22 protein-coding genes and 1 riboswitch are annotated in these 25,996 nt (G+C 48.2%); of the genes, 18 read left to right on the forward strand and 4 right to left on the reverse strand.

Annotated features, from left to right (window positions below):
* Window positions 1-4 precede the first annotated feature (4 nt).
* The 7 genes from pstB (at window position 5) to BLV50_RS22915 (ending at window position 7,839) form a co-directional block, all read left to right on the forward strand.
* On the forward strand, window positions 5-760 hold the full coding sequence (gene pstB, locus BLV50_RS22885; protein WP_063566217.1) for a phosphate ABC transporter ATP-binding protein PstB: 756 nt from the start codon (window positions 5-7) through the stop codon (window positions 758-760).
* Between the two features lie 227 nt (window positions 761-987).
* Complete coding sequence (locus tag BLV50_RS22890) at window positions 988-2,085, forward strand: phosphotransferase enzyme family protein (RefSeq protein WP_218135420.1); 1,098 nt, start codon at window positions 988-990, stop codon at window positions 2,083-2,085.
* Window positions 2,086-2,114: 29 nt separating this feature from the next.
* Window positions 2,115-3,392, forward strand: a complete 1,278-nt coding sequence (locus BLV50_RS22895) for an MFS transporter (protein WP_090810198.1) — start codon at window positions 2,115-2,117, stop codon at window positions 3,390-3,392.
* Between the two features lie 337 nt (window positions 3,393-3,729).
* Window positions 3,730-3,853: riboswitch (glycine riboswitch) on the forward strand.
* Between the two features lie 257 nt (window positions 3,854-4,110).
* The gene (sdaAB, locus tag BLV50_RS22900) at window positions 4,111-4,800 is read left to right on the forward strand and encodes an L-serine ammonia-lyase, iron-sulfur-dependent subunit beta (RefSeq protein ID WP_076290630.1); all 690 of its coding nucleotides are present in this window, start codon (window positions 4,111-4,113) and stop codon (window positions 4,798-4,800) included.
* Entirely contained in the window at window positions 4,790-5,734 is a 945-nt protein-coding gene (sdaAA, locus tag BLV50_RS22905; RefSeq protein WP_064642635.1) for an L-serine ammonia-lyase, iron-sulfur-dependent, subunit alpha, read from the forward strand. The genes sdaAB and sdaAA overlap by 11 nt, the downstream gene beginning before the upstream one ends.
* Before the next feature lie 256 nt (window positions 5,735-5,990).
* Window positions 5,991-7,208 carry a YhgE/Pip domain-containing protein gene (locus BLV50_RS22910; protein ID WP_177031239.1) on the forward strand — a complete coding sequence of 406 codons (1,218 nt, stop codon included), beginning with the start codon at window positions 5,991-5,993 and terminating at the stop codon, window positions 7,206-7,208.
* Window positions 7,209-7,326: 118 nt separating this feature from the next.
* The gene (locus BLV50_RS22915) at window positions 7,327-7,839 is read left to right on the forward strand and encodes a PadR family transcriptional regulator (RefSeq protein ID WP_063566211.1); all 513 of its coding nucleotides are present in this window, start codon (window positions 7,327-7,329) and stop codon (window positions 7,837-7,839) included.
* A 147-nt stretch (window positions 7,840-7,986) separates the two neighbouring features.
* Here the strand turns inward: BLV50_RS22915 and BLV50_RS22920 are convergent, their stop codons facing one another.
* Window positions 7,987-9,741 carry an alpha-glycosidase gene (locus tag BLV50_RS22920; RefSeq protein WP_090810202.1) on the reverse strand — a complete coding sequence of 585 codons (1,755 nt, stop codon included), beginning with the start codon at window positions 9,739-9,741 and terminating at the stop codon, window positions 7,987-7,989.
* A gap of 279 nt (window positions 9,742-10,020) precedes the next feature.
* Here BLV50_RS22920 and BLV50_RS22925 point away from each other — a divergent pair, with 279 nt between their 5' ends.
* The 6 genes from BLV50_RS22925 to BLV50_RS22950 all read left to right on the forward strand — a co-directional run bounded on the left by BLV50_RS22925 (window position 10,021) and on the right by BLV50_RS22950 (window position 17,682).
* Entirely contained in the window at window positions 10,021-10,704 is a 684-nt protein-coding gene (locus tag BLV50_RS22925) for a response regulator transcription factor (RefSeq protein ID WP_063566209.1), read from the forward strand.
* Entirely contained in the window at window positions 10,701-12,266 is a 1,566-nt protein-coding gene (locus BLV50_RS22930; RefSeq protein ID WP_090810204.1) for a HAMP domain-containing sensor histidine kinase, read from the forward strand. The genes BLV50_RS22925 and BLV50_RS22930 overlap by 4 nt, the downstream gene beginning before the upstream one ends.
* A gap of 61 nt (window positions 12,267-12,327) precedes the next feature.
* Entirely contained in the window at window positions 12,328-13,242 is a 915-nt protein-coding gene (locus BLV50_RS22935) for an ABC transporter ATP-binding protein (protein ID WP_090810206.1), read from the forward strand.
* Window positions 13,239-13,955, forward strand: coding sequence for an ABC transporter permease (locus tag BLV50_RS22940; protein WP_090810209.1), 717 nt, complete (start codon window positions 13,239-13,241; stop codon window positions 13,953-13,955). Before BLV50_RS22935 ends, BLV50_RS22940 begins: the two co-directional genes overlap by 4 nt.
* A gap of 1 nt (window position 13,956) precedes the next feature.
* Window positions 13,957-14,691, forward strand: a complete 735-nt coding sequence (locus BLV50_RS22945; RefSeq protein WP_090810211.1) for an ABC transporter permease — start codon at window positions 13,957-13,959, stop codon at window positions 14,689-14,691.
* Between the two features lie 276 nt (window positions 14,692-14,967).
* A complete protein-coding gene (locus tag BLV50_RS22950; protein WP_090810213.1) occupies window positions 14,968-17,682 on the forward strand; it encodes a PAS domain-containing hybrid sensor histidine kinase/response regulator in 2,715 nt (904 codons plus the stop codon).
* Between the two features lie 132 nt (window positions 17,683-17,814).
* On the opposite strand, the gene BLV50_RS22955 is transcribed toward BLV50_RS22950, so the two are convergent.
* Complete coding sequence (locus tag BLV50_RS22955) at window positions 17,815-18,768, reverse strand: L-lactate dehydrogenase (RefSeq protein ID WP_064642616.1); 954 nt, start codon at window positions 18,766-18,768, stop codon at window positions 17,815-17,817.
* A 501-nt stretch (window positions 18,769-19,269) separates the two neighbouring features.
* On the opposite strand from BLV50_RS22955, the gene BLV50_RS22960 reads away from it, so the two are divergent.
* From BLV50_RS22960 to BLV50_RS22980, 4 genes are all read left to right on the forward strand, one after another.
* Complete coding sequence (locus BLV50_RS22960) at window positions 19,270-19,923, forward strand: MerR family transcriptional regulator (protein ID WP_079695818.1); 654 nt, start codon at window positions 19,270-19,272, stop codon at window positions 19,921-19,923.
* Window positions 19,924-20,037: 114 nt separating this feature from the next.
* Complete coding sequence (locus tag BLV50_RS22965) at window positions 20,038-20,880, forward strand: serine/threonine protein kinase (protein ID WP_090810215.1); 843 nt, start codon at window positions 20,038-20,040, stop codon at window positions 20,878-20,880.
* 503 nt (window positions 20,881-21,383) lie between these two features.
* Complete coding sequence (map, locus tag BLV50_RS22975; protein ID WP_063566201.1) at window positions 21,384-22,130, forward strand: type I methionyl aminopeptidase; 747 nt, start codon at window positions 21,384-21,386, stop codon at window positions 22,128-22,130.
* Window positions 22,131-22,304: 174 nt separating this feature from the next.
* Window positions 22,305-23,318: an NADP-dependent oxidoreductase gene (locus tag BLV50_RS22980; RefSeq protein ID WP_063566200.1), complete on the forward strand. Its 1,014-nt coding sequence runs from the start codon at window positions 22,305-22,307 to the stop codon at window positions 23,316-23,318.
* Between the two features lie 102 nt (window positions 23,319-23,420).
* Here the strand turns inward: BLV50_RS22980 and BLV50_RS22985 are convergent, their stop codons facing one another.
* Window positions 23,421-23,906, reverse strand: a complete 486-nt coding sequence (locus tag BLV50_RS22985; RefSeq protein ID WP_170867906.1) for a CcdC family protein — start codon at window positions 23,904-23,906, stop codon at window positions 23,421-23,423.
* A 461-nt stretch (window positions 23,907-24,367) separates the two neighbouring features.
* On the opposite strand from BLV50_RS22985, the gene BLV50_RS22990 reads away from it, so the two are divergent.
* Window positions 24,368-25,498: a hypothetical protein gene (locus tag BLV50_RS22990; RefSeq protein ID WP_090810217.1), complete on the forward strand. Its 1,131-nt coding sequence runs from the start codon at window positions 24,368-24,370 to the stop codon at window positions 25,496-25,498.
* A 97-nt stretch (window positions 25,499-25,595) separates the two neighbouring features.
* On the opposite strand, the gene BLV50_RS22995 is transcribed toward BLV50_RS22990, so the two are convergent.
* Window positions 25,596-25,985 (reverse strand): TetR-like C-terminal domain-containing protein, encoded by a 390-nt coding sequence (locus BLV50_RS22995; RefSeq protein ID WP_240321495.1) that lies wholly within the window; start codon window positions 25,983-25,985, stop codon window positions 25,596-25,598.
* Window positions 25,986-25,996 lie beyond the last annotated feature (11 nt).

Below are 25,996 nucleotides of genomic sequence, written 5' to 3' on the forward strand. Positions count from 1 at the left end.
CAACATGGCCATACCTTTTGGTACGGAACAGTTAAGCATATATTATGGGCATTTTCAGGCAGTTAAGCAGATCAGCCTGACTTTTCCCGAAGCCAGTGTAACGGCACTCATTGGACCATCCGGCTGTGGTAAATCCACGTTCCTGCGGTCGCTCAACCGAATGAACGACGAGATTGCCGGTTCCCGCACCGAGGGACATATCTGGATGGATGGCAATGATCTGAATGAGCCGGGCACAGATGTAATCAAACTCCGTCAGAAGATCGGCATGGTGTGGCAGAAGCCGAACCCTTTCCACAAGTCTATCTACAACAATATCGCGTTTGGCCCCCGCTACCGCGGTATTAAGAACAAGAAGGCATTGGATGAAATTGTGGAAAAAAGCTTGCGTCGCGCTGCGCTCTGGGACGAAGTGAAGGACAGACTGAATGAATCTGCCCTGGCCCTTTCGGGTGGGCAACAGCAGCGGCTCTGTATCGCCCGCGCGTTGTCGGTTGATCCGCAGATTTTGCTGCTCGATGAGCCGGCATCTGCGCTTGACCCGGTATCAACGGGTAAGGTGGAGGAGTTGATCTCGGAGCTCAAGAAGGAGCTGCGGATCGTGATTGTTACCCATAATATGCAGCAGGCGGCACGCATCTCGGATTATACAGCTTATTTTTATCTGGGAAGCATGATTGAGCACGGGGATACGGAACATATTTTCACCAACCCGGACAATCGTCTGACTCAAGAATATATTATGGGACGTTTCGGTTAACTGTTAAATTGGATGGAGTATGAGATCGAGATAGATTTATAGAGATAGAAGGAAGCATAACACTCGGGCGAGGTCGTTCGAGGGTTATGCTTTTTTACATCATTCTACATATGGAATAGTTTGCCAAAATAAAAACAATCATGCTACGATATTTGTGAGCACCACCTTTAATTTGATAAGAGAAGGAGATGTGGATCATAACTACCCATAAGATTGCCCATGACACCATGGCAACTGAAATTATCTCGCATTATTCCATAGAAAAGCCTGCAATTTCCTTTATCCGACATAATGAAAATCTAACGTATCAGGTGGTTGATGAATCAACCGGAGAGAAGTACCTATTGCGTATACATAAAGCCGCTTTTGCAAGCATGACGGGTATCCAGCATACACGACCTGCACTTGAAGCGGAGATGAATCTACTTTATGAATTACGGGCTACCAGACCATTGCGGGTGCAGACTCCTGTACGCAATACATTGAATGAGTGGGTCACTGTCTATTTGGACGAAGCAGGAGAAGAGATCTGTTGTACTGTTCTGGAATGGATTGAGGGCAGGGATATTAAGCAGGGAGAACGTCTGACAACAGCGCAGATTCATGATTTGGGTGTACAGTTGCAGATATTGCATCAATATGGACGACGACCAAAGGAAACTCCCAAGCCACTTGAGGGTTCACAGGTGTCTGAAAGCGGACAGCAGATGAATGACCGTGATCAGCATGCTGATAAGGCGATCATCGCAGAGATGTATACCGATAGCGACAGCCCTACCTTGGAGCATACAGAAGTAAGACCAGCCTATGGCTCGATCAAAGAGAATCTGGTCATGCTGGAGCAATTGGAGGAAGGCGTTAGACGTGGCATCTTTACTCCTGAAGATTTTGATCTGATTCGCAAGACGTTTGAGAACATTAACAGGCAAGTCGAAGCGTATCCGCACAATGCCGAAACATGGGGAGTGATTCACGGGGACATCACCCGCGGCAATCTGCTAGTGACGGATCTGGGCATTTCGATGATTGATTTTTGTTTATACGGTTATGGCTACTATCTCTTTGATGCCGGAGGTGCGGCTACGATTTTCAATCGGGAGGAACGGGATGTCTTCCTATCGGGATATACGGAGCAGACAGGACCACTGACGAAGCGTGATATTCGGTTAATGGAAGGATTCATGCTGATCTTTACGTTCGGCTATTTTGCATTTCAGATGGAGAATGAGTCCAGGTACGAATGGATGAAAGAGCGAATGCCTCTTATATGCAGCAAATTTTGCAAACCATATGTACAGAACGAGAGTATTTTCTATGAGTTATAATTTGTGATTTCTAGTGGGTGGGTAGCGCTATGAAGAACATTCGTGCAAAGAGAGTTGCATCGAAGGGGCAGTCTGGTGGCTGGAAGCATGCCGGATTGCTGCTTAGCGGAGTGGGCATATCCAATCTAGGTGATTTCATATATATTGTGGCGATTAACCTGATGGTATTGAATATGACACAGTCTCCAGCGGCAGTCGCAGGGTTGTGGATTATCTCGCCGATTGCTTCGGTGTGCACTAAGTTTTGGTCAGGCAGCCTGATTGATCGTTATGATCAGCGACAGCTGATGATTGGTGCTGATATGCTACGGGCATTGTTGGTGGCGGCGCTCCCACTGATGTCCAGCCTATGGATGATGTACGCAGTGATGTTTCTGATCAGCATGTCTTCATCTATATTTGTCCCTTCCTCTCAGGTATACATTACCCGATTGGTACCTGCTGAACGGCGCAAGCGCTTCAATTCCCTACAAGCCCTGATCAGCTCAGGGGCATTCATTACCGGCCCAGCAGTTGCAGGAGTGATGCTAATTTATTTATCTCCGGCGGCAGCCATTTATGCCAATGCGGTTTCCTTTGCTGCTTCTGCGTTGATTCTAATGTTTCTTCCCAAACTGGGCATTGGAGAACAGAATATAGGGACGGGAAGCAGACTGACACCTCGGATGATTGTCCAGGATTGGAGAGCTGTACTGAGCTTCAGCCGAAAGTCGGGCTACGTGGTCGGTATATATGCCCTGTTCCAGATTATTCTGATGGTCGGCATGTCGCTGGATGCTCAGGAAGTGGTGTTTATCCGTCAGGTGATGAACCTGCCTGAATCACAGTACGGAGCATTAATGAGTATCACCGGAATCGGTTATTTGGCAGGTTCCATGCTGGTTTGGATGTTCGCCAAACATTTGCCGATCCGTCACATGATGGGTGGCGGTGTACTTCTGGTCGCGCTGGGTTATTTTCTGTTCTCCCGTTCATTCTCGTTTGAGCTGGCGGCGGTTGCCTTTATTCTGCTCGGTCTGTGCTCCGCACTGGCGAATACGGGCCTGGTTACCTTTTATCAAAATAATATCCCTGTCGATCTGATGGGGCGAATGAGCAGTGTACTTGGACTAGTGTTAAGTATGCTACAGGTGGCTTCCATTTTGATTGCAGGCGTAGTGGCAGAGCAGTTGTCACTTCGTATGGTATATACAGTTGTATCCGGGGTTATGCTGCTGGCTGCGTTGGGATTGTGGGTGACGAGTATGCTTCCTTCCCGAAGCAGGTATTACGATGAACCATCGAAGCCCAAGGCGATGGTGGGGTGACAGGCAGAAATACGGCAATTCTAGTACAGAATAAAGGTTGCCTGAATACCCAAACCGTTCTGTGGAACATAACATAAATAGTATTAAACACTGATAGTCACTAATAGAAAATGAACAATGTATACGCTTTCGAGATGAAACGCATTAACACATTCATGTGATGAAAGTTTACAGTTTATTCGGTTATCTTGTGTATAAAATGGTAAAAAGCAAATATTCGCAAAGAAATCGTTAAGTTTGTTGACACTGATCTTCCGGTCGATTAATCTTAATGAGAAAGTATTAAAAACTTCAATTATCGTTCTGGTACAAGATCAGAATGGTTCCATACAGCGAATGATAGCGAGCGGGAGAGACCTGAGCTTGTCGAGTAAAATGGCAGCTGTCGGGCACCGAAGGAGCAAGCTGCTACGCACCCGGCGCAGCAGTTAATCTCTCAGGTAAATGTACCATCGTTGGACGCAACTCTGGAGAGTGCGCGAACTGCGCCACCCAAGGGGTATATGGTCAAGCAGCACGGTGTGCAGGGTGACTTCACCTGTGAATACAGGAATGCATCGATCCGCCGCGCTGCTTATCATGAAACTCTCAGGTATCGAGGACAGAGAGAGGGCCTAGGGCCTTCTTCTGTCCTTTTCTCATGTCATCATTCAGTAATAAAGGAACATTATGGGTGTACGTCTGGATGAAAATGACGATTATAAATGGAGGGTTTGCGATGCGTTTTAAAGACGTTTTTTCAATTATTGGTCCGTCCATGACAGGTCCATCAAGTTCACATACGGCTGGAGCGGCAAGATTGGGGCGAATTGCCCGTCAGTGGCTGGGATGCACGCCTGAACGCGCTCGATTAACACTGTATGGCTCGTTCGCCGATACGTATCAGGGGCATGGTACGGATCTTGCGTTAATCGGTGGCCTGCTTGATTATGTGACTGATGATCCACGTATACCGGATGCAGAACAATATGCAGAGGAAGCGGGTATGGAGGTAGAGTTTTTTACAAGCGGCCTGCCTGCTCCTCATCCGAATACGGTCAAGATTGAACTGTGGCATGGAGACCGTCAATGCTCACTAATTGGTGCTTCCATTGGCGGAGGTAGTGTATCGGTGCATGCATTGAATGATTTTCGTGTACAGATCAGCGGAGAGTTTCCCACACTTGTACTGCGCCATTCGGACAAAGCAGGAGTGCTCGCTTCCGTAACCTCCACCATCAGTTCGTCCGGGGTGAACATCGGGTACATGCAAGTGGATCGGAAAGCCCGGGATGGTGAAGCATTAACAGCGATGGAGATGGATGGTGTGCCGAATCCTGAGATGTTGAACCGTCTGCGGTCACTGGATCATATGCTGGACATTCGCGTGATTGATTTGAAGAGAGGGGTCGAGCCTGATGCGGTTTAAACATCTACATGAACTGAATACCATCTGTACAGCAGAATCCAAAACCATCGCCGAGCTGATGATCGAAGAGCAGGTTCAGGAGACGAATATCCCGGAAGCGGATGTTGTACGGCAGATGTCGGATTACTATCAGGTGATGAAGGAAGCTGTACACAAAGGGCTGACAGAAGATACGACATCACGCAGCGGTTTGACTGGCGGAGACGGCAAAAAAATGGCTGAGTACATTCGTAAAGGTGAGACTTGTTCTGGAGATGCTTCTGCACTGGCCATGGCGTATGCCCTTTGTGTATCGGAAGTGAATGCCTCCATGGGCCGGATCGTTGCCACACCAACAGCCGGTTCTTGCGGCATCATTCCGGGTGTGTTTATAAGCTCCCAAGAGCGTTTTGGCTGGAGTGACGAGCATCTGGTGAACGGTCTGTTCTGTGCGGGAGCGATTGGTTATGTCATTGCCAACAATTCATTTATCTCCGGTGCCGAGGGTGGCTGTCAGGCTGAAGTGGGTTCTGCCATCGGTATGGCCGCTGGAGCCATGGTGGAGCTGCGTGGAGGGACGCCGGAGCAAGTGGTTCATGCGGTTGGCCTCGCGTTAAAAAATACATTAGGCCTTATCTGCGATCCCGTCGCAGGCCTCGTGGAAATTCCGTGCATCGTGCGTAACGGACTGGGTGCCGTAACTGCGTTGGCTGCGGCCGACATGGCGCTGGCCGGGGTACGAAGTGCCATCCCGTCTGACGAAGTCATTGATGTCATGCTGGAAGTGGGCAGTGCGATGCCGAGCAGGCACCGTGAAACGGCCCAAGGTGGGCTTGCCCAAACACCGACAGGACGGAAAATGATGGAGAAGCTTGCTAAACCGAAGGCGAAGCGTGCGGAGCCTGAGATTGAAGCTGAGTCTCCTGCTGAAAATGAACCAGAAGCCAAGGCATAACATGCATGAACGTACATGAACTGAATTTAATTCGTGGAGCTTGATCATTAACGGTAATGATCTGCTCCCATTATGATAAAAAAGCCGATACGAATTCTTCCTGGTGAAGAAGCGTATCGGCTTTTTTGTTGTTCCAACAAAGAAAAATAAAAAGGTATTGACGTTTATATATCGTTTAGATATATTATTTATTGTCATATATCAACACGATATATAAGATCGAGAATAAGTTATACAAATTAAGGAGATGGATAACATGAAAAGTGTTTTTCAAACGAGTCTTCTGTTTTTGAAAAATGGAGCTACAGTAGTCGGGTTAATTACAGCCGTACTGTTCCAGGTTTTTTTTAATACCATTTGGCTTAGTGGATATGATCAGGTAAATGCACGGATGAATCAGCTTGCTGTGACCATCGTAAATGAAGATGGGGCTGCGGCTGAGCCTGTGGCAAAGTCTCTTGCAGAGGGGCTTCATTTCGCGATTAAACCTTCGGCAACTATGGAAGAAGCCAGACAGATGTTAACGGACCGGGACGTATACATGATTATCGAGATTCCATCCGGTTTCATGCAGCAGGCGGGAGACTTGTCGGGCCCGGTGGCAGTGAAGTATGTAATGAATGAATCCAACGTGGCTACCGTAAAAAGTGTGATGCAGACCGTGTCCGCACAAGTTACAGCGACGTTGAACCGTGAAGTACAGCAAAACAGCATTCGGGGAGTGCTGAATCAATCAGGTATGGCTGCCGATCAGGCGAATACGATGGCGGCGGGGTTATCTTCCCGGGTGGAGGCAGAAGTGGAACGACTGAATCCAGTTCATAACTTTGCTTTTTCTATGGTACCAATGTTGATTGTGACAGCTACGTTTACAGGTGCAATGCTGCTTGGCATGAATCTGCAAAAGGTTTCTGGTGAACTCAGTAGCAGGGCAGGGAAATGGGAACGCTTTTGGGCGCGCAATATCATCAATGTTGGTGCTGCATTTATCGTATCGCTTGTTGGAGCGGGGATGATGCATGTTATGGGAGTATCATCAGCAGATGGATGGTGGATGTTATGGCTATTTCAGTTGTTGATTACTTTATCTTTTCTATTCGTGGCGCAATTGAGCTTGCTGCTGCTTGGAAATGCTGGAGCATGGTTAAACAGTGCCTTGTTGCCTCTGCTGATGTTGTCATCAGGCGCAACCATTCCGCGCGATGTCATGCCTGACTTCTATCAACAGATAGGTCATTATCTGCCGGCAACCTACGCGGTGGAGGGTATGATGAATCTGGTACTTGGCGGAGATGGGATTAGTCATGATGTTCTGCTTCTGGTAGTGATTGGAGCGGCGACGTTGGTTTTGGGAGCGGTGTGCACATGGATTAAACGCTCAGGTCCTGCACAATCCGGCATACCTTTGGAGTCCAAGACTGCTGCGACACCTGTCGCTCTGACTGGAAACCTGCCTTCACCTGATCGTGGATAACATGGATAACGATAAGCCCCCTTTTGCCGGATAAGCCAATCCGTGAACGTCTGATGATGTTGAACGTATAAGGGAGGATGTGATACGTTAAGAGCAATTGGAAAGGAGCGGTACACCGATGAACACGCAGCATGTCATCCTCGGAATACTGCACAATCAGCCATGTTCCGGATATGAGATCAAGCAATACTTTGAACAATATTTTTCATTTTTCTTCGATGCCAGCTTTGGCACCATTTATCCCACACTTGCGAAGATGGAAAAGTCAGGGTTGTTAACCAAAGAATCCGTTAGACAAGAAGGGAAACCTGACAAAAATGTGTATACCTTAACACCGGAAGGGTCTGCGGAGTTCAATACCTATTTGATGAGTCCACTGGAAGCAGAGGTGTTCCGTTCTGATTTTCTGATGCGTCTGTATTTCGGAGAGCTGGCGGATGAAGATACTGTCGCAGGGTGGGTCCGGTCGGAGCTGAATCGTAAAGAGTTGCTGTATGCCGAGCTGCAGCGCCAGATGAAGCAATTTGGCGAACAGATCTCACCTGCACAGCGTTTGTGTATGCAAGTGGGGCTTGTGCAATATGAGGCTACCATCCGATTGCTCAAGGAACAGCTGACCGCGCCTCAGTAGCTTTCTATAGTATCCGTGTCACTAAATCAATTGACGATCCATCCATAACGCAGAAAGCGCTCTACAGATCAGTAACAGGTCTGTGAGCGCTTATCCGGCGTTGCTTTCACTGCGTTGGAATTGCAAGGATACAACAATATGAAGAAGTTACGCGATATCTGTACTTAGTACAGCATATCCATATGCTGGCAGCTCAACGGCCAGAATTCCCTCTTCCTTGGCTGTACGATAATTCTCGCCAAATAACTCCGTCCATTCCCCGGCACCCGCTTCGAGCTCCACGATAGCTGTTTCTTCCGAACGATTGAAAAGGATCAGAATGCGCTCCTCCTCATCCTGTCGTTCCATCACAAGCTGGCTTCCGCCTTCACGGGCCTGCAGGAATCGAATGCTGCCTTCTGCACGCAGGGCAGGATGGGCATGGCGAAGTGCGATTAGCTTCTGATAAAAGGTGAACAGCTCGCGATCCTGCTTCGTCTCATCCCACTCCATACATTTCCGACAGCCGGGATCATGATCGCCGTCCAGCCCAATCTCATCCCCGTAATAGATGCACGGGGCACCCATATAGCTGAATTGGAACAACGCGGCCAGTTTCATCTTCCGCTGGTCACCCTCACATAAGGTGAGCAGCCGTGGTGTATCGTGGCTATCAAGCAGATTGAACGCCACTTCGCTGGCTTGCAGCGCATAGCGGGACAGTTGTCGACCGATCGAGTTCGCGAACTGTTCGGCGTGCATGGCATCTTTTACAAAAAAACGATTTACGGCTTCCGTAAATGGATAGTTCATAGAGGCATCGAACTGATCACCTTGCAGCCAGGAGGAGGACTCATTCCATACCTCACCCAGGATATAGGCATCCGGATTCGCAGCCTTCACTACACGGCGGAAGTCGCGCCAGAACGCATTATCCACTTCATCCGCGACATCCAGCCGCCAGCCGTCGGTGCCCACTTCCTTGATCCAGTATTCGGCGACCTCCAGCAAATACGCCTTCACCTCGGGATTTTCCGTGTTAAGCTTCGGCATGTGGGCTTCGAATCCGAATGTTTCATACGTAGGAATGCCATCCTTCACGTCCAGCGGGAATTCATGCACATGGAACCAGTCCTTATATTTGGACTTCTCCCCGTTCTTCTGCACATCCACAAACGGCGCAAAAGTCTTCCCAGAATGATTGAACACCGCATCCAATAGCACCCGGATTCCGCGTGCATGGCACAGCTCAACAAGCCGTTTGGCTGTATCTGCATCACCAAAATGCCGATCTACTCGCAAATAATCTTCGGTATCGTATTTGTGATTGGTCGTCGCCTCGAAGATTGGTGTGAAATAAATGGCGTTAATGCCCAACTCTTCAAGGTAATCCAGATGGTCGATGACGCCCTGGAGATCACCGCCGAAGAAGTTAAACGGGGTCGGCTCACCCCCCCAGGGTTCCACTTTTTCTGGATCAAGGTCGGGGTTGCCATTTGCGAATCGTTCAGGGAAGATCTGATAGAAGATCGCATCCTTCACCCATGCAGGCGGTGTAAATACAGCTCCGGGATGGATGTACGGAAACTGGAACATGTGACGAGGATCGTCGGGTTCATGCGTTTGGAAATCCGTTTCGGTCATCCAGATCTGTTCTGTGCCGCTTTTCAGCAGGAAGGAATACTTCAGTCGATGATACGGAGGCTTTACTTGTCCCTCATAATAATCGAACATGGAATCGGATGTATATTTGGTTAAAGGAACCAGCTCTTTGGTGCGATCCCAGGCGTATTTGTCCCCAGTCAGGGCATGTACCTCGGTGAGATCATTCTTTTTGGCACGCAAACGCAGACGAATGGTATCCTTATCGTAGGCGTAGGCCCAGTTCCGTTTTGGTTGATGATAGATGGCTTCCAGCAGCATGTTGAATCTCCTCCCGTCGTATACACACGTAGTATGTGAGCAAGTAGCTGCATTCGATGCAAATCAATCTCGGGATGAATGCCACATGCTTATGTTGTTGAATCAACCTCTCAATCTCTGCATGAATTATGCGAAGCGGATGATTAAGGTATAATTTAAAATAAAAGGATATCCATGGTCGTGTGATCATCATTCGTACATTTTATATAAACAAGATACTTCATTATGTTTCAAATATATAATTAACCCAAAGGGTACAGAAAGGAAACGAATACGCGCATGAAAACGAAACTGTTATACATTGAAGACGATACGGAAATTGCCACATGGGTTAGGGCCGACTTGGAGGAGCGTGGATATGAGGTGGTATGGCTCGGAAGTGGTGAAGGTGCGGCTGAAGCTGCCGGGGGCTGCTCGTTGGTTATTCTGGATGTCATGCTGCCGGGACTGGATGGATTTACGGTAGGACAGCGACTCAAAAAGGAACATCCTGAAGTGCCCATTGTCATGCTCTCGGCTAGAACGTCCATTGACGACAAGCTGCATGGGCTTGATTTTGCCGATGATTATGTAACCAAGCCATTCCATCCCGATGAACTTGCCGCACGGATTGAAGTCCAGCTTCGGAAGGCAGGGACAGCGATCTCGGCCGATACCGTGGTAAAACTGGACCACTTGTCCATCTACGAGAAGGATCACCGGATCGTGAATGAGGAGACAGAGGAAGAAATTATTTTATCGGGCAAACAGTTTCATATCTTCGCCTACCTGCTCAGGCATATGGGCATGATTCGAACCAAGGAACAGATCTACGAAGCCGTTTGGAACGAGCCTTATCTGGACGGGGACAAGACATTAATGGTACATATCCGGCATCTGCGCGAGAAGCTGGAGCGTGATCCGGCGAACCCAACCATCATTCAAACCGTTCGTGGTGTTGGGTATCGTGTGAAGAAGCCATGAGAAGAAAAGCGACGATGCGTGATCCATCCGATAGGAATAGGGGAGTGAAACGTAGTCTTCCAGGCAAACGGAAAATGCGTTTTGGACGGACCTTGATGTCCCGATATATTCTCCTGATCTTGGCAGCGGTTTTGTTTGTGCCGGTCGTTCTCCCCATTACATCCATTATCTATGTGGTGGTGGTGAACAATACAAATAAAGACAATACGGCACCTTATGGCGATAGCACGAAAATTAGCAACCTGTGGACCCGGGAATCCGAGAAGCTGGATGGGGCGACATCTGAAAAAATCAATCAACGTATGGAACAGCTGCATCGTAAATATCCCAAATCTTCGATGTACCGTGTGGACCAAAACGGTGAAACGGCATTTATTCTCGCTGGAGAGGACGTTGATGTATCGGAGTCCACCGTGGATGGAACAACAATGACGACATTGAAATGGACGTTGGATCATCCAAATACAGAGACCCGGATTCCTTCGATATGGAATGCAAACAGCTCCCTGGAATTTATGAAGGAAGCCTCCTATCGTGATCCGCTAACGGTTGTTTCTTTTGTGGGTGGAGATAGTGAAGACAAGGGACAAGGGTTTATGGTGATTGAGGTTCCAAGGTATCTTTTGCAAAAGCCACAGAACAACTGGCCTATGGAACTTTTGTATTTGGGTGGATTGATGATGATCATCTTCCTGTTATTTATCATCATGTCGATCCTGTTCTTTGCGCGAATTCGCAAGCGGCTCATCCGGCTCCAGACGGCGATGATCACTCCGGGTAAGGAAGGCATTCCCCTTCCTGTGGAGATTCGCAGATCGGATGAGATTGGACATCTGGAGGAATCGTTCAACGAAATGGTGCATCAGTTGACAGACAGCCGTCACCGGGAGCGGGAGGAAGAGCAGCTTCGCAAACGTCTTGTCGCGGGATTGTCGCATGATCTGCGTACACCGCTGACCGTCATCCGTGGACATATGCATTCCCTTCACAAAGAACCACTAAGCACGGCTGCGGATACTTCATTGCGTCGTATGGAAGCCAAGATGGATGATTTGAGCGGATTGATCGATAACATGTTATCGTACAACCTGCTCACCAGCGGAAAATATACATTGAAGCTGGAACAGAAGGACGTCCTGCGAATCGTCAGAGAAACGGCAGCGGCCTGGTATCCCGTTTGGGAAAAAGAGCAGTTTGAGATTGATATCGATCTGCCGGAAGAACCGTTGATCTGGCAGGTGGATGAGCAGGGATTACGTCGTGTTCTCGATAACCTGTTTCAGAATGTCATCCGTCATGCAGCGAGTGGAAAATATATTGGCATATCGACAGAACAGATCCATGGGGAGAAGGCTCTTGTTATTCAGGATAGGGGCCCAGGATTGCAGGAAGATTCGGATACCAAGGGAACAGGCCTGGGGTTATCCATCGTGGATCTGCTGATTCGTGAGATGGGGCTGCGGAAGAGGGTAGACAGCTCTGAGAATGGATTGCGGGTATGCCTCTATAGCGGCGGAGGAGCTGGAAAATCAAGGCCGTACCTTTTTTTAAACAAAACTTAAACTTCAGCCGACTTCAGCTTTAACCTTGGAAGGTTACGATGATATCCGAGGTGATTAAACAGTGACTGATAACATTATTCAAACCGCTAACTTATGGAAAACATACCGGGACCGTGCGGCGGTCCGTGAACTTGATCTGCATATTAAAAAGGGAGACATTTATGGCTTCCTTGGTCCCAACGGCGCTGGCAAAACAACAACTATTCGTATGCTTCTTGGCTTAATCAAGCCAACCAAAGGTGTCATCCGTGTATTCGACAAGGATATCCGCAAGGATCGTATGGACATTCTGCGACGTGTAGGTTCGTTGGTTGAATATCCGTCATACTATGGACATCTGAACGCGGTGGAAAATTTGGAAACCTTGCGCCGGATATTGGATGTACCCAAATCAAGGATTGCCGAAGTGCTTTCCATCGTGGACCTGACTCGGGATGCCAAACGTTCCGTGAAAGGTTACTCGCTTGGAATGAAACAGCGTCTGGGGATTGCAAGTGCCTTGTTGGGTCAGCCGGAGCTGCTGATTTTGGACGAGCCGACGAACGGTCTTGATCCAGCGGGCATCCAGGAGATCCGGGAATTAATCAAGCGTATGCCGCTAGAACACGGCATTACCGTCCTGGTGTCCAGCCATTTGCTGAGTGAAGTGGAACAGATGGCGAGCCGGGTTGGCATTATCCGTGAGGGGAAAATGGTCCTTCAAGATACGATCGCCAATCTGCATAGCCAGACGGGCAGCTCCATTCGACTGACCGTTTCCGAGCCGGAAGAGGCGATGAAGCTGGCACGAGAGCAGGGACAATTCGGTCAACGTGAAGGAGCGGCGCTCACGTTCCCGTATATGGATAATAGCGCGATTGCATTGCTGGTCCGTCGATTGGTTGAGCAGGACCATGCGGTTTATCGTGTGGAAGAGCACCGTCAATCCCTGGAAGACTTGTTCATGCGGGTCATCGGTGAGGGGGCAACGGTATGACGGGCCGTGCGTTATCGTCCGACTGGCTTAAAATTCGTGGCAAAGGTATCTGGTTTCTCGTTTTTCTGGCACCCATTGGACTGACGGCAATGCAGGCTTTGAACTTCGGGCTTCGTTTAGGCTATCTGAAAGAACAGTATGGGAATCATCTGTGGGAGGGTTTACTGGACAATGTGGTTGTTTTTGTACCACTTGCCTTGATGCTGGGGGCGACGATTCTCAGCTCGATGATCGCAAATGTTGAACATGAGCAGGGATCATGGAAGCAATTGCTGGCGATGCCAATCACAAGACCTGCGGTGTACCTGGCCAAATTCCTGCTCGCTTGTATGCTGCTCATCATATCCTGCTTGTTATTATCAGCCGGAATTATTGGTCTGGGATTGGTGCTTGGATTCGACGCTGGTGAGATCCCTTGGATACATGCAATCAAGTTGGGTTTATTGCCACTTGCTGGCGCACTTCCGGTGTTATCGCTGGAGCTATGGCTGACGATGGTAAACAAAAATCAGGCTCTTCCGGTCACTCTCGGCATTGTACTCGCGGTAATGGGGATGTTCGCACTCAGTATCTCACCGTACTTTCCGCTTGCTTGGGCACAGATGGCTTGGATCAGCCCGAAACCATTTGTGTATGTCGGTTTGGGTGTAGGGGCGGGGCTCCTAATCATGTTGCTGGGTATGATGCACTTTAGCCGGAAGGATGTGGCCTAAGATGAGTTTTGCAACAACCTATTTCCGAATCCTGTCCTCTGAGCGACTCAAAATGGGTAAATCACCTATCTGGCTTCTGATTCTGCTGAGTCCGTTAATCGCACTGCTTATTGGGCTGCTGTCCACACCATCAGGTCAATGGAATGTGCTTATGGGTTCAATGGTCTTTCTGCACGGTTTGTTATTGCTGCCCATCCTGACCGGCGTATTTACCTCTTTCGTCTGTCGATTCGAGCATGCGGGGGGAGGCTGGAAGCAAATGCTGGTGCTGCCGCTTACTCGTACGGGCGTATATGCAGGCAAACTGACCATTGTGATTTTGCTTCTGGCGGGCACACAATTACTGTTGCTGGGGGCCATCCTGCTGACAGGTACGATCCAGGGCATGACGGATCCCATCCCATGGGGATTGCTTACAGGTAAGCTGCTGCTGGGGCTATTCGCTTGTGTGCCGCTCGCTGCTCTCCAAATGTTCGTTTCCTTGGTATGGAGCAGCTTTGCCGCACCGCTGGCATTGAATTTTGCGTTGACCGTACCGAACATTCTGATCGTGAACTCGGCTACATTTGGCCCGTATTACCCTTGGGCGCAGCCGATGATTCTAATGACACCTTTTGAAGGTGGGGGATTTGGAGCTTACAATGTTCCACTTGGGACCATGCTTGCAGTAGTCGGGGGCAGTGCAGTTCTCTTCATTTTAATTGGAGTTTTATATTTTAGAAAAAAAGAAATTTAATCGTAGAATTTATTCATTAGTTGTGTAATAAATTCCTTTTAAGCAAACATAGACCTCAGTTATTGACGGACTATGTCGCTTAAAGGGGATTTTTTTGTCACTTTTACATGGTTTTGGTGAAGAGATTGTAAGCAAAATGAGATTGGAATCTGGTAAAATAAAAAAAGCTGTTTCTAGGAGGGCTTACATGGTTATTCGAGGGTAGGCCCATTTCGCCGAAAATTATATTTTTTGGTTGTTAGATGAAGATATAGGCTAAGAAAAGAGGGGTAAGCCTTGGATATTAATAAAACGGAAACCCTAAAGCGCATTATTTCTGAGGGAAGTTCTTACCAATCCTTGTTTTTTAATCACCCAGATGCCATATATGTGATGGACATCCATGGAAATTATATTGATGCCAATCCCTCGATTGAGAGGATTTCAGGGTATACATTTGAAGAACTCCGTAGCTTAAATCGAGATAGGATTTGCCCTCCTGAGAGTGAGGAGTTACGAGGAGAATACATTAGTGAGGTACTGGCTGGCCATTCAGTCAGTAAGCCGATCACGTTTTATCATAGAGACGGTTCCCTGAAACAGGCCAAGATTACCTATGTGCCCATAACGGAGAAAGAAGAGATTGTGGGGATATACGGTATTGCCAGGGATGTAACCGAGATCGTGGAAGTAGAACGTAAATTGCATGAAACGCAGGAGAAATATCAGATGTTGGCGGACCATGCTCAGGACCTCATTACCACGAGTTCGCTGGACGGCAAGCTGCTTTATGTCTCTCCTTCGGTCTATTCGTTGCTGGGATATCGTCCGGAAGAGGTAACAGGAAAGTTCCTGAAGGATTACTGTTATCCTGAGGATTACCCTGAACTTCTAGAGATGTCGTCGAGTGGGAATGGCTGCAAGATGCGAGTGCTTCATAAGAAGGGGCACTACATCTGGATGGAAACGCTGGCAAAGCCGGTGGCCGGAGAAGAGGGCAAGAATACTCAGATCGTCAGCGTCAGCCGGGATATTACCCAGCATAAAAATGCAGAAAGACGTCTTAGAGAGAGTCGTCAACGTTACAAATCTCTCTTCGAACATAATCCAGCAGCGGTATACTCGCTGAATCTCGAAGGCAAATATACGGCAGTGAACCGCAATCTGGTCAAAATGCTGGATGTACCTCGGAGCAAATTGATTGGGCAGTCCTTTCTTTCGCATTTGGATAAATGTGAAGTGCATGGCGGGCAAGCATATTTCGAACTGGTGAAGCAGGGGAAACCCCAACACTATGAAACGCGGATCGTGAATTCCAGTGGCCGGAAGGTTGATGTATCTATCATTAATGTTCCCATCATTGTGGACCAGGAACTCGTGGGTGTATATGGGATCTTGTCTGATATTACGGAGCGTAAGGATTATACAGAGCAGATCCAGGAGCTTAGCAAACAGCATGCTCTGATTCTTAACTCGGTTACAGAGGGCATCTATGGACTGGACGCAGATGGCATCACCAGGTTTATGAATCCGGCTGCTGCTTCCATGTTCGGCTACGAAGCGGAAGAGTTTGTCGGCAAAAGCTCGCATCCTATCATTCATCATTCACGTGCAGACGGCAGCTATTTTCCAAAAAGTGAATGCCCTATTCATATGACGGTGATGGACGGGCAGCGTCGCACTGTGAAGGAGGATGTGTTCTGGCGCAAAGACGGAACCAGCTTTCTGGTGGAATACCAGGTTACGCCAATTATCGATGAGGGTCAGATTCGTGGCGCCGTTATAGTGTTCAATGATGTGACGGGTGATCGCGAAATTGTGCGCGCCAAGGAAACCGCTGAACTCGCGGCACAGGCCAAGTCGGAATTCCTGTCCATGGTCAGTCATGAAATTCGTACACCAATGAATGGAATCGTGGGGATGACTGAATTGCTAATCAGCACGGATTTGTCGGAGGAACAGCGAGAATACGCCGAGATCATCCGTGAGAGCGGTGATGCACTGTTAAATATCCTGAATGACATCCTTGATTTCAGCAAATTGGAATCTGGGAAAATGGCTTTGGCCTACGAACCGTTCTCGCTGCGCATCATGTTGGAACAGGTTGCGGAACTTTTCTCGTCTAGAGCGGAAGAGAAGCAGTTGAAGATCCGATATCGTCTCAATCCCGACATTCCTGAGTTTATGGTGGGCGATGCGATGCGTATTCGGCAAATTCTCGTCAATCTGGTGAGCAATGCCTTGAAGTTTACGGATCAGGGGGGCATTGATGTCACGGTAGATATTATTCGTGGCAATCGACCGGAAGCGAGTGTGCTGGACTTTGCGGTGAAGGATACGGGGATCGGTATTCCAGAAGATAAGCTGGATCAGTTGTTCCAGTCGTTCTCTCAACTGCATCCTGTCATTAACCGCAAATATGGCGGGACAGGTCTTGGATTAGTCATCTCGAAGCGACTCGTGGAGATTATGGGGGGCAGTATCAGTGTGGAGAGTGAAGAAGGAAAGGGATCAACCTTCCGGTTCGCTGTGCCTGCCACAAGTGTAGATGGGACTGCAGAGGCAGAGCAATCTGCACGTCAATTCAGCCATGATCGGACACGCCAGGGGGATAAGGTAGCAATACGTATTCTTGTTGCCGAGGATCACCCGGTAAACCGAAAGATTTTATCGGAGTATCTAGAGAAGCTTGGATACCAAGCAGATGTATGCACCAATGGCGTTGAAGCGATTGAAGCCATTTCGCAAAATGCCTATGATATTGTCCTGATGGATCTTCAGATGCCTGTTATGGATGGACTCAAAGCAACAGACCTTGTACACCGATTAATTCCGCAGGAGCGTATTCCAGCTATTATAGCGGTAACCGGAAATGCCAAACGTGAAGACAAGGAAGCTTGTTTGGAGATTGGGATGCGTGACTTCATCAGCAAACCAATCATGCTGAGTGAATTAAAAAGGGTATTGCAGCAATGGGGGCCAACAGATGAACCGCAGCTTGCACCAAGCTGAAGACTCGTACTCCCAAGGTGGATAAAGACAAACAACACAAAAACGCCAATGACGCTTCTGTATCAGGAGGTTATTGGCGTTTTTGTGTTTCTGTTTATTTTGTTATGGACCATCCTTAAATGGCTGAACTGGTCAAACCAGGGTAAGACGATTAATATTGCCTGACAAAACCTCGCAGGAACGCTCGAATTTCTCACGTTCAGATGCATCCAAATTCAATTCGATAATCTCCTGAATCCCATCCCCGCCAATAATGGCTGGAACACCTGCGCATACGTTGCTCTGTCCATACTCTCCATCAAGAATTGCGGAGACAGCAATGATCTTGTGTTCATCGTTGAGAATCGAACGGGTAATATGTGCGAGTGCGTTACCGATTCCGAATTGGGTGGAACCTTTACGAGTGAAAATTTCCCAACCGGCGTCTTTCGTTTTGCGGGCGATATCTTCCAGGTCCAGATGTTTGAAGCGTTCCTTGTGCTGTTCCATAATGTGCATAATCGGTTTGCCTCCGATAGTGACATGGGACCATGCCACGAACTGGGATTCCCCATGCTCCCCGAGAGCATATCCATGCACGCTGCGTGGATCGATGGAGAAGACCTCTGACAACAGCGTTTTGAGCCGGGAGGAATCAATAGACGTACCTGTACCGATGACTCGTTCACGCGGAAGACCGGACAGCTTCCATACCATATAAGTTACTATGTCAACCGGATTGGCCGCGACGACAAAAATCCCCCGGAATCCGCTATTCATGATAGGAACAACGATATCTTTGGCAATGGACTCCGCTTCCTCCAGAATATCCAGACGAGTCTGCCCTGGCTTCGGATTCGCTCCGGCAGTCAGGACTATGACGTCCATGCTGCCGCAATCTGCATAAGTGCCAGCGTATACCTTCGTGCGGTTATGTGTGAAGTCCATACAATGGGAAAAATCCAGCGCCTGTGCAACCGCACGGTCATACGTCCGGTCAACCATCATAATTTCTCTGCATATCGATTGATTAATCATGGAATATGCACAACTTGAACCGACAAGTCCCGCCCCGATCACCGCTACTTTACCTGATTTGCCTAACACTGCTGTTCAGCCCCCATTTACATTTGATTTATCCGTTCGTAATAATACATATGTTAAGTATAGTCCTTTATTTTATGCTAATAGCTGCTTCTACGTTACATAAGATAACACATGGAAAAGCTGTGCAGCAATGATTTCCTCTGTCGCGGGAGCGTATTGGAGTGACGGAGTTAACAAAATTGACATGAATAATTCATCCTCATAAAAAGTGACGGCGTTTGCACCAACGAATTTCGACATGACAGCATTCATGCTCATTGTCGGATGAAGGGTTATTTTTACGAATGAGGCAACTGACAAAAGCTCTTATGAATCCGCAGAAACAGAAGAAAAGCGTCAAAGGGATCTGCAAAGAGACTGACGAATACATACGGACAAGCAAATGAAATATGCGTACTTGATCCATGAGACAGGTTGACCCGATCCGATGACAGTTCCAAAAGGGAACGCTGAAGCCACTACCTTATATTCAAAAAGACTTCATTCCGGGAGGGAATAATAATGATTGAAGAAGTAGGAGCAACGACGGAAACGGCCAAGAGCCTGGGCATTGGTGCCAGTACTCTTCGTAAATATGCGGCAGCGCTTGAGGAACAAGGGTATCGATTCGAGCGTTCCGCCAACAAATCCAGATTGTTCAAGTCGGACGATATCGAGTGCATCGAACGCCTGATGACAGAACTTAGGGAACATAACCTGCCACTTGCAGATGCTGTGGTGACCGTACTGACTCCAGACGTGCCTGTGATGGTAATGGAGGAGGCCTCAGTGGCAGAATGTGCGGCAACAGTGATGCCTGCAATATTTCCTGAGGAACCTGAACTAACTGGAGCATTGAGATCTTATGAAGGTCTGGGACAACTGGTGAGTGAAGTGACTTACGGTGCTGTCGGACAGCAGGATGATCAGGTCCAGCTGCTGCAGCATCGGGTGGACGAACTAGAGTTAACGCTGCAGCATCTGGCGGATACCCATCTTGCTCTCCAGGAGCAGATGGAGAAGCAGCGCCTATGGATGAATGAGAAGCTGGAAGAGGAGCGAGACCGTGAACTGGTCACCAATCTGCGCAGCTTCCAGGGAAGAAAACGCAAACCCAAAGGAACATCGCTTCGAATGTTGTTCGGGCTGCTGCCCAAAAAGCACAAAGAAGCCTGAGAACCCTGTCCATGCTCGTCGTGATTTTACACAGCTAGCTTGGTATAATGAGCCCATACAACAACAAGACTGGCTGCTGATCTGCTCTGCTTTAAACGGAAAACAGGAGATCAGATGGCTGGCGTGGGAGGACCTGTGGAGCTGCGACGAAGCTGGCAAAGACTACTCGGCCTATGGACTGATCGTCCCCGGAGGAAAGGTACGAAGATCGCCGGGCGTTATACGATATATGACTTGCTTGGTATGGGAAGTTATGGACTGACATACCTGTGTACCGATGAACAGACTGGCAAGGATGTAGCGTTAAAAGAATCCAAACCCAGCAAGGGTAGACTCGCTGTACGGTTGCTGGACAGGGAGGCGGATGTGATGAATCGGATAGATCATCCGGCCATCCCTAAGTTGCTGGATGTGTTCACATACCGGGCGCGCAGTTACATTGTCACCGAGTATATCCTTGGGGAGACACTGGAACAGTGCATATTCGAGCAAGGCCGCAAATATACGGAAAAGGATTGTCTGGAGCTGGTAAAGCAACTACTGGCTCCCATTGTGCATGTTCATGAGCAGGGATATATTCATGGGGATGTCCGTATTCCAAATGTCATTTTACGTGACGGGCAGGTGCATTTGATTGATTTTGGCCTGGCGCGGCGCATGGGGGAGCCGTTGTTGCCTGAGCTAAAACGCCGGATGCGTGAATTGCCCGAGCCTGAAGATGAACTGGCTGCGCCGGATCAGGATTTGCAGGATCTCGGTCATTTTCTTTTGTTCATGCTGTATTCCGCTTACGAGCCAGAGAAGGGCCGCAAACCGGCTAGTTGGCAGGAAGAACTCAAGCTTACGCCGGAAGTTCACGATATGCTGGAACGACTGCTTGGACTTCGTCCAGGCTATGAAGGTGGAGCGCTGGAATTACAGGCGGATATTGACCGTGTGCTGATAAAGTTGCGATGAAGAAATAAATAAGGGTTGTTTTGCTAACCATGAAGACGGCTGGCAGAACAACCCTTTTAATACATATACGATGATTTAGCGCCAGTCTAGCTGGAGCTGTATTTCCTGCTTTTATAATAACCGGAGCCGTGGCGGCTATCCCGACGCTTCGCATCCGAAGATGAATAGCGTTGATAGGCACGCTTGCCTGAGGAACTGCTGTGACGTTTATATGAGCGTCTATCCGATGAGCTGTTACGCCTACGATGAGATGAAGATTTAGAATCGAGGAGTTTGCCGATAATCTTTTTGAACATGAAAGTTCATCCTTTCGTCTTCAACCGTTTTAAGCATATACGGGGCTCTGTTGGAGTGGGTTTCGGATTTTTTAAGGGGGATTATATTCATTGGACAGGGGCTAGCCTTATAATAGAATGTTGAGGATTACACGGAATTTTTTATTTTGAGCATTTCGCGTTACAATAGAAGACAGGATGAGATTTTAACGGACAGGAGTAGTTGTAATGATTACGTTGAAGACCAAAGAACAAATCGAACTTATGAAGAAGGCTGGAGAAATTCTTGCCGCATGCCATAGAGAAATTGCTGGAATGATCCGTCCAGGGATCACGACACAGGAAATTGATCAGTTTGCAGAAGCTTTTATGAAGAAAAATGGCGCTACGCCGGAACAAAAGGGATACAACGGGTACCAATATGCGACATGTGCGTCGGTTAATGATGTGATCTGTCATGGATTCCCGGGAAAATATGTACTGCAGGATGGAGACATCGTTACGATTGATATGGTCGTGAATCTGAACGGCTGGCTGGCCGATTCCGCTTGGTCGTATGCGGTGGGTCAGGTGACTCCAGAAGCACAACATTTGTTGGACGTTACCAAAACATCTCTCTACAAAGGGATTGAACTGGCTGTGATCGGCAACCGGATCGGTGATATCTCCAATGCGATTCAGACGTATGCAGAAGGTGAAGGTCTATCGGTTGTCCGTGAATTTATCGGTCATGGGATCGGCGAGAAAATGCATGAGGAACCACAGGTGCCTCACTACGGCCCACCACACCGTGGTCCACGTCTCAAGGAAGGCATGGTTATTACCATTGAGCCGATGCTGAACATTGGTACGTACCGTAGCAAGCTGGACTCGGATGGTTGGACAGCACGTACTCAGGATGGAAGTCTGTCTGCCCAATATGAGCATACGATTGCCATTACAGCAGATGGTCCTGTCATTCTGACTGCTCAATAATTACGCTCAATGTCTCCAATGTGATGATATTTGCATATTTCAAGGCGGCCCACGTTTGTGATCCGCCTGTTTCGGTTTAAACTATTTAGAGGCGATACACATAGAGCCGGTGTTGAATGATATCAGCTGACAGAGGGTTATCCCCTGTCCACTGGCAAGAAGGAGGTCATTTTGGTGTCTGAAAATAAACAGATCGTACTTGCGTCTCGTCCCGAAGGTGCCCCATCCAGAGAAGACTTTAAATTCATTGATGCACCCCTTCCTGAACCGGAAGCAGGACAAGTCCTGGTACGTACGCTATATTTGTCTGTAGATCCATACATGCGGGGCCGCATGAAAGATACAAAATCCTATGCCCCCCCCTATGCGTTGAATGAAGTGATCAAGGGCGGAACGATTGGGCAGGTGGTGGAGTCTTCGGAACCCAATCTGCGCAAAGGGGATTTGGTATCCGGCATGTGGGGCTGGCAGCAGTATGCAGCCGTAAATACGGGAGATATTTCCTTGATTGATACAGAAGAAGCTCCAATTACGGCTTACCTGGGTGCGCTGGGCATGACCGGTTTGACCGCTTATTTTGGCATGGAAGATATCGGTAAGCCGAAGGACGGCGAAACGGTGGTCGTATCGGGAGCAGCCGGAGCGGTAGGTATGATTGCGGGCCAGATCGCCAAGATTGTAGGTGCGCGTGTAGTCGGGATTGCAGGTTCTGACGAGAAATGTGCTTACCTGAAAGAAAAACTGGGATTCGATGTGGTGTTGAACTATAAGCACGAAGAGGATATGTCTGCTGCCATTGAACGGGCTTGCCCGGCTGGCGTAGACGTTTATTTCGACAATGTTGGCGGTGAAATCTCCGATGCGGTACTAAGCCATATTAATCGGAATGCACGTATTCCACTCTGTGGACAGATTTCGTCATATAATTTGGAGAAGCCGGATATCGGCATGCGCCCGCAGACGTTACTATTAACGAATACAGCGTTGATGAAAGGTTTCCTGGTGGGTGATTATGCCAAGTCCTTTAAGGAAGGCCGTGCCAAACTAGCAAAATGGATCAAGGAAGGCCACTTACAGTTTGAAGAAAACATTGTGGAAGGTTTTGACCAGACACCGGAAGCATTTATGGGCCTCTTCTCTGGAGATAACTTAGGCAAACAGCTTGTAAAGGTTGCAGACCCTGAATAGATATAGAATCCCTTGAACATATACCAGGACAGGAAAAGACACGTTCCGCACGGTGAAGTGCACAGAACGTGTCTTTTTAGTTGTTAGGAAGTTGCGATGATGCTAAGATTCCGCAGCAACAACTTCCTTATAGTGCTTGTACATATATACCCGCCAGCGTACGATCATACCGAAGGCCAGAAGGAAGAACAATCCACCCGTTTGAGGAATGCTCACATAACGCTGAATGACTTCGTGCAGGATTAGACGTATTGCCAGCAATCCAAGCAGAATGAACGCGAAGCTTCGTGAACGTGTGGCGAAAATTTCTTCATTAACTCTTTCAAAGCGAGTACTGCGAATGAGGGGGTACGAGAATATAAACCAGCCCACCAACAGCGCGATAATTGCCCATAGAAGCGGGACATGTGTCTGGGGTACAACAAACATGAGAAAACCCGTGCTCATTCCCAGCGGGGGAATAAGTATTTTGCGAATGGTTACCGGACGATGGCTGGCTTTCATTCGAATAAAAATGGCAAGCAGGGCCATGACGAGCATACCCAGAGTTGCACCGATCTGAAGGTAAGACGGACTGATTTGAGCCACGTAAAACTCCCTCTTTCTGGAATAATATGTTATCCGGACATCCGGAACATGATGCGAATTACCGGAATTTTCTGTTTCTATTATATCACAAACAAAGAAAGCCGATAGAATGCTTAGTGTATCATTTACCCGGATTGTATATGCAGGGTTCATTTGAAAAATTTGTATTATTGTACCCACTGTTAGGCGGTTTATTCGAATAAGGAGAATTCAGGAAATGAACGAACATTTAGGGTCATAAAAATCGGTGATTACAAGACAGATAACCAAGTGGGTCATATAGAGCTTGTCATGCGAGTGCACAAACATATGAAACAGATGAAAGAGCGTGGACGTATTATATACATTCCCGATCCGATCTATGGGTGGATGGGCTACAGGAGGAAGGACAGTAAGAACGGAAAGGAGTAATATGCCGATCATAGGAATACCTTGGAACAGAGCAAGGAGGAATACGCTTCATGAATAGAAATCACAGGCCACTCACGGTATGGACTTTGGCTTGCCTGACCGTGGTATCAGTGGTTCTGGTTATCCCCTGGATTTTGTGGCAATCACAGGCACCGACACAGCTTAACATCATGATTGTCGACAAAAGTAAACCGGACTTGTCCTATGTGGGGCATAAGGGACTAGTCTGGATTCTGAATCAGCAGAAGATTGTCCAACAGACAGGGGAACATTATACGTATGAAGAAGACTACTACGGATATGATATACAGAACGGGATCTCCCGGTTTGAACGGAAATTGCCGGATGAGGTGACCGACACGGACCTAATCTATCTGACGGCGAATCATCATATTTCATCTACAGATACGAATGAACGTATACAAGGCAAAGCTTATGAAGGTCTTACGATATATGATGCGCACAAAATTCGTGAAGCTGCAACCAAAGGCGTAACGATTGTCGCTGAGTTTAGCGCCTTGTCGAATGCTGTTTCGAACATGACAAGAGAGCAATTGTATCCGATTCTGGGCATGAAAAGCAGCGGATGGCAGGGGAGATCAGTATCGGATCTGCAGAGCTTGGATGAAGTGCCACAGAAGGTACGAATGAACTATGAGCTTAGGGAGAAAAAGGAGTGGCCCTATCATGGAGCAGGTATTGTACTGATTCATGAGGATGGACGTGTGATTGTACTGAAGCAAGGCCATGATGTAAAGACCGGTGACATAAAGCTCTCCTTTACACAGGAAGGTGGGAAATGGAGTGGAATTACCCGGGATATCCATTACAGCGAATGGTTTGACATCATTGTGCCTGAGCAACAGGCTACTGTACTGGCCTGGTATAAGACGGATCTAACGGAGAATGGTCAGCAGAAACTGATGGACGCAGGTATTCCGTTGGAATTCGCTGCTCTTATCCGGCATGAGGGATATAATCGGACATATTATATGGCAGGGTCCTTCGGTGAGCTGGAGCATTATTCGTTCTGGCGCCGTATCAAGGGATGGGATGTGGTAAAAACGAAGCTCACACCGAATCAAAAGGGTGTCCCGGATCGGTTTTACTGGAAAGTATATGTACCCGTGATGAAGAAGATTTTGCAGGAAGTTCAGACAGGGCAAGCACCCTGGCAATAGAAAAGCCGTTCCTTTGGTAGCGGGACGGTAGGATACATAAGGAGGGCTGCAGATCATCTGCAGCCCTCCTCCATTTTCCATCAAGATATATCAGGTTTTATGAATGAAGATGTTGCAGCCCATTCAGGAAAGCGGCCACGGACAGTTGCAGGCTCTCATCCGGGTCAAAGTTCATACCGAAGCCACCCTTCTCACCCATGGAGGCGAAGCCGTGGCAAAGACTGCGTAAACCGCGAACGGCATGGAGCGTTTCCGCTTCACTTAGCGTATAGGGCTGCAACAGGCGGAGCAGCAGATCTAGGGCAGCTGTACTCTCCACAACGAGCTGCGGTTCCTGACGGTCCGGGGCATGGAAAAAGGCTTCGTACAGCCCTGGATGCTTGCGGACGAAGCCGATATATGCAGCAGCGACCTCCTGAATGGCTTCGTCACCCGAACGGCCGACAGAAGCCTCAGTTAATGCAAGCCTGAGCTGCTGTGCGGACATCAACGCCATTT

The organism is Paenibacillus sp. 276b (assembly GCF_900107875.1).
GTDB classification, from domain to species: Bacteria; Bacillota; Bacilli; order Paenibacillales; family Paenibacillaceae; genus Paenibacillus; species Paenibacillus marchantiae.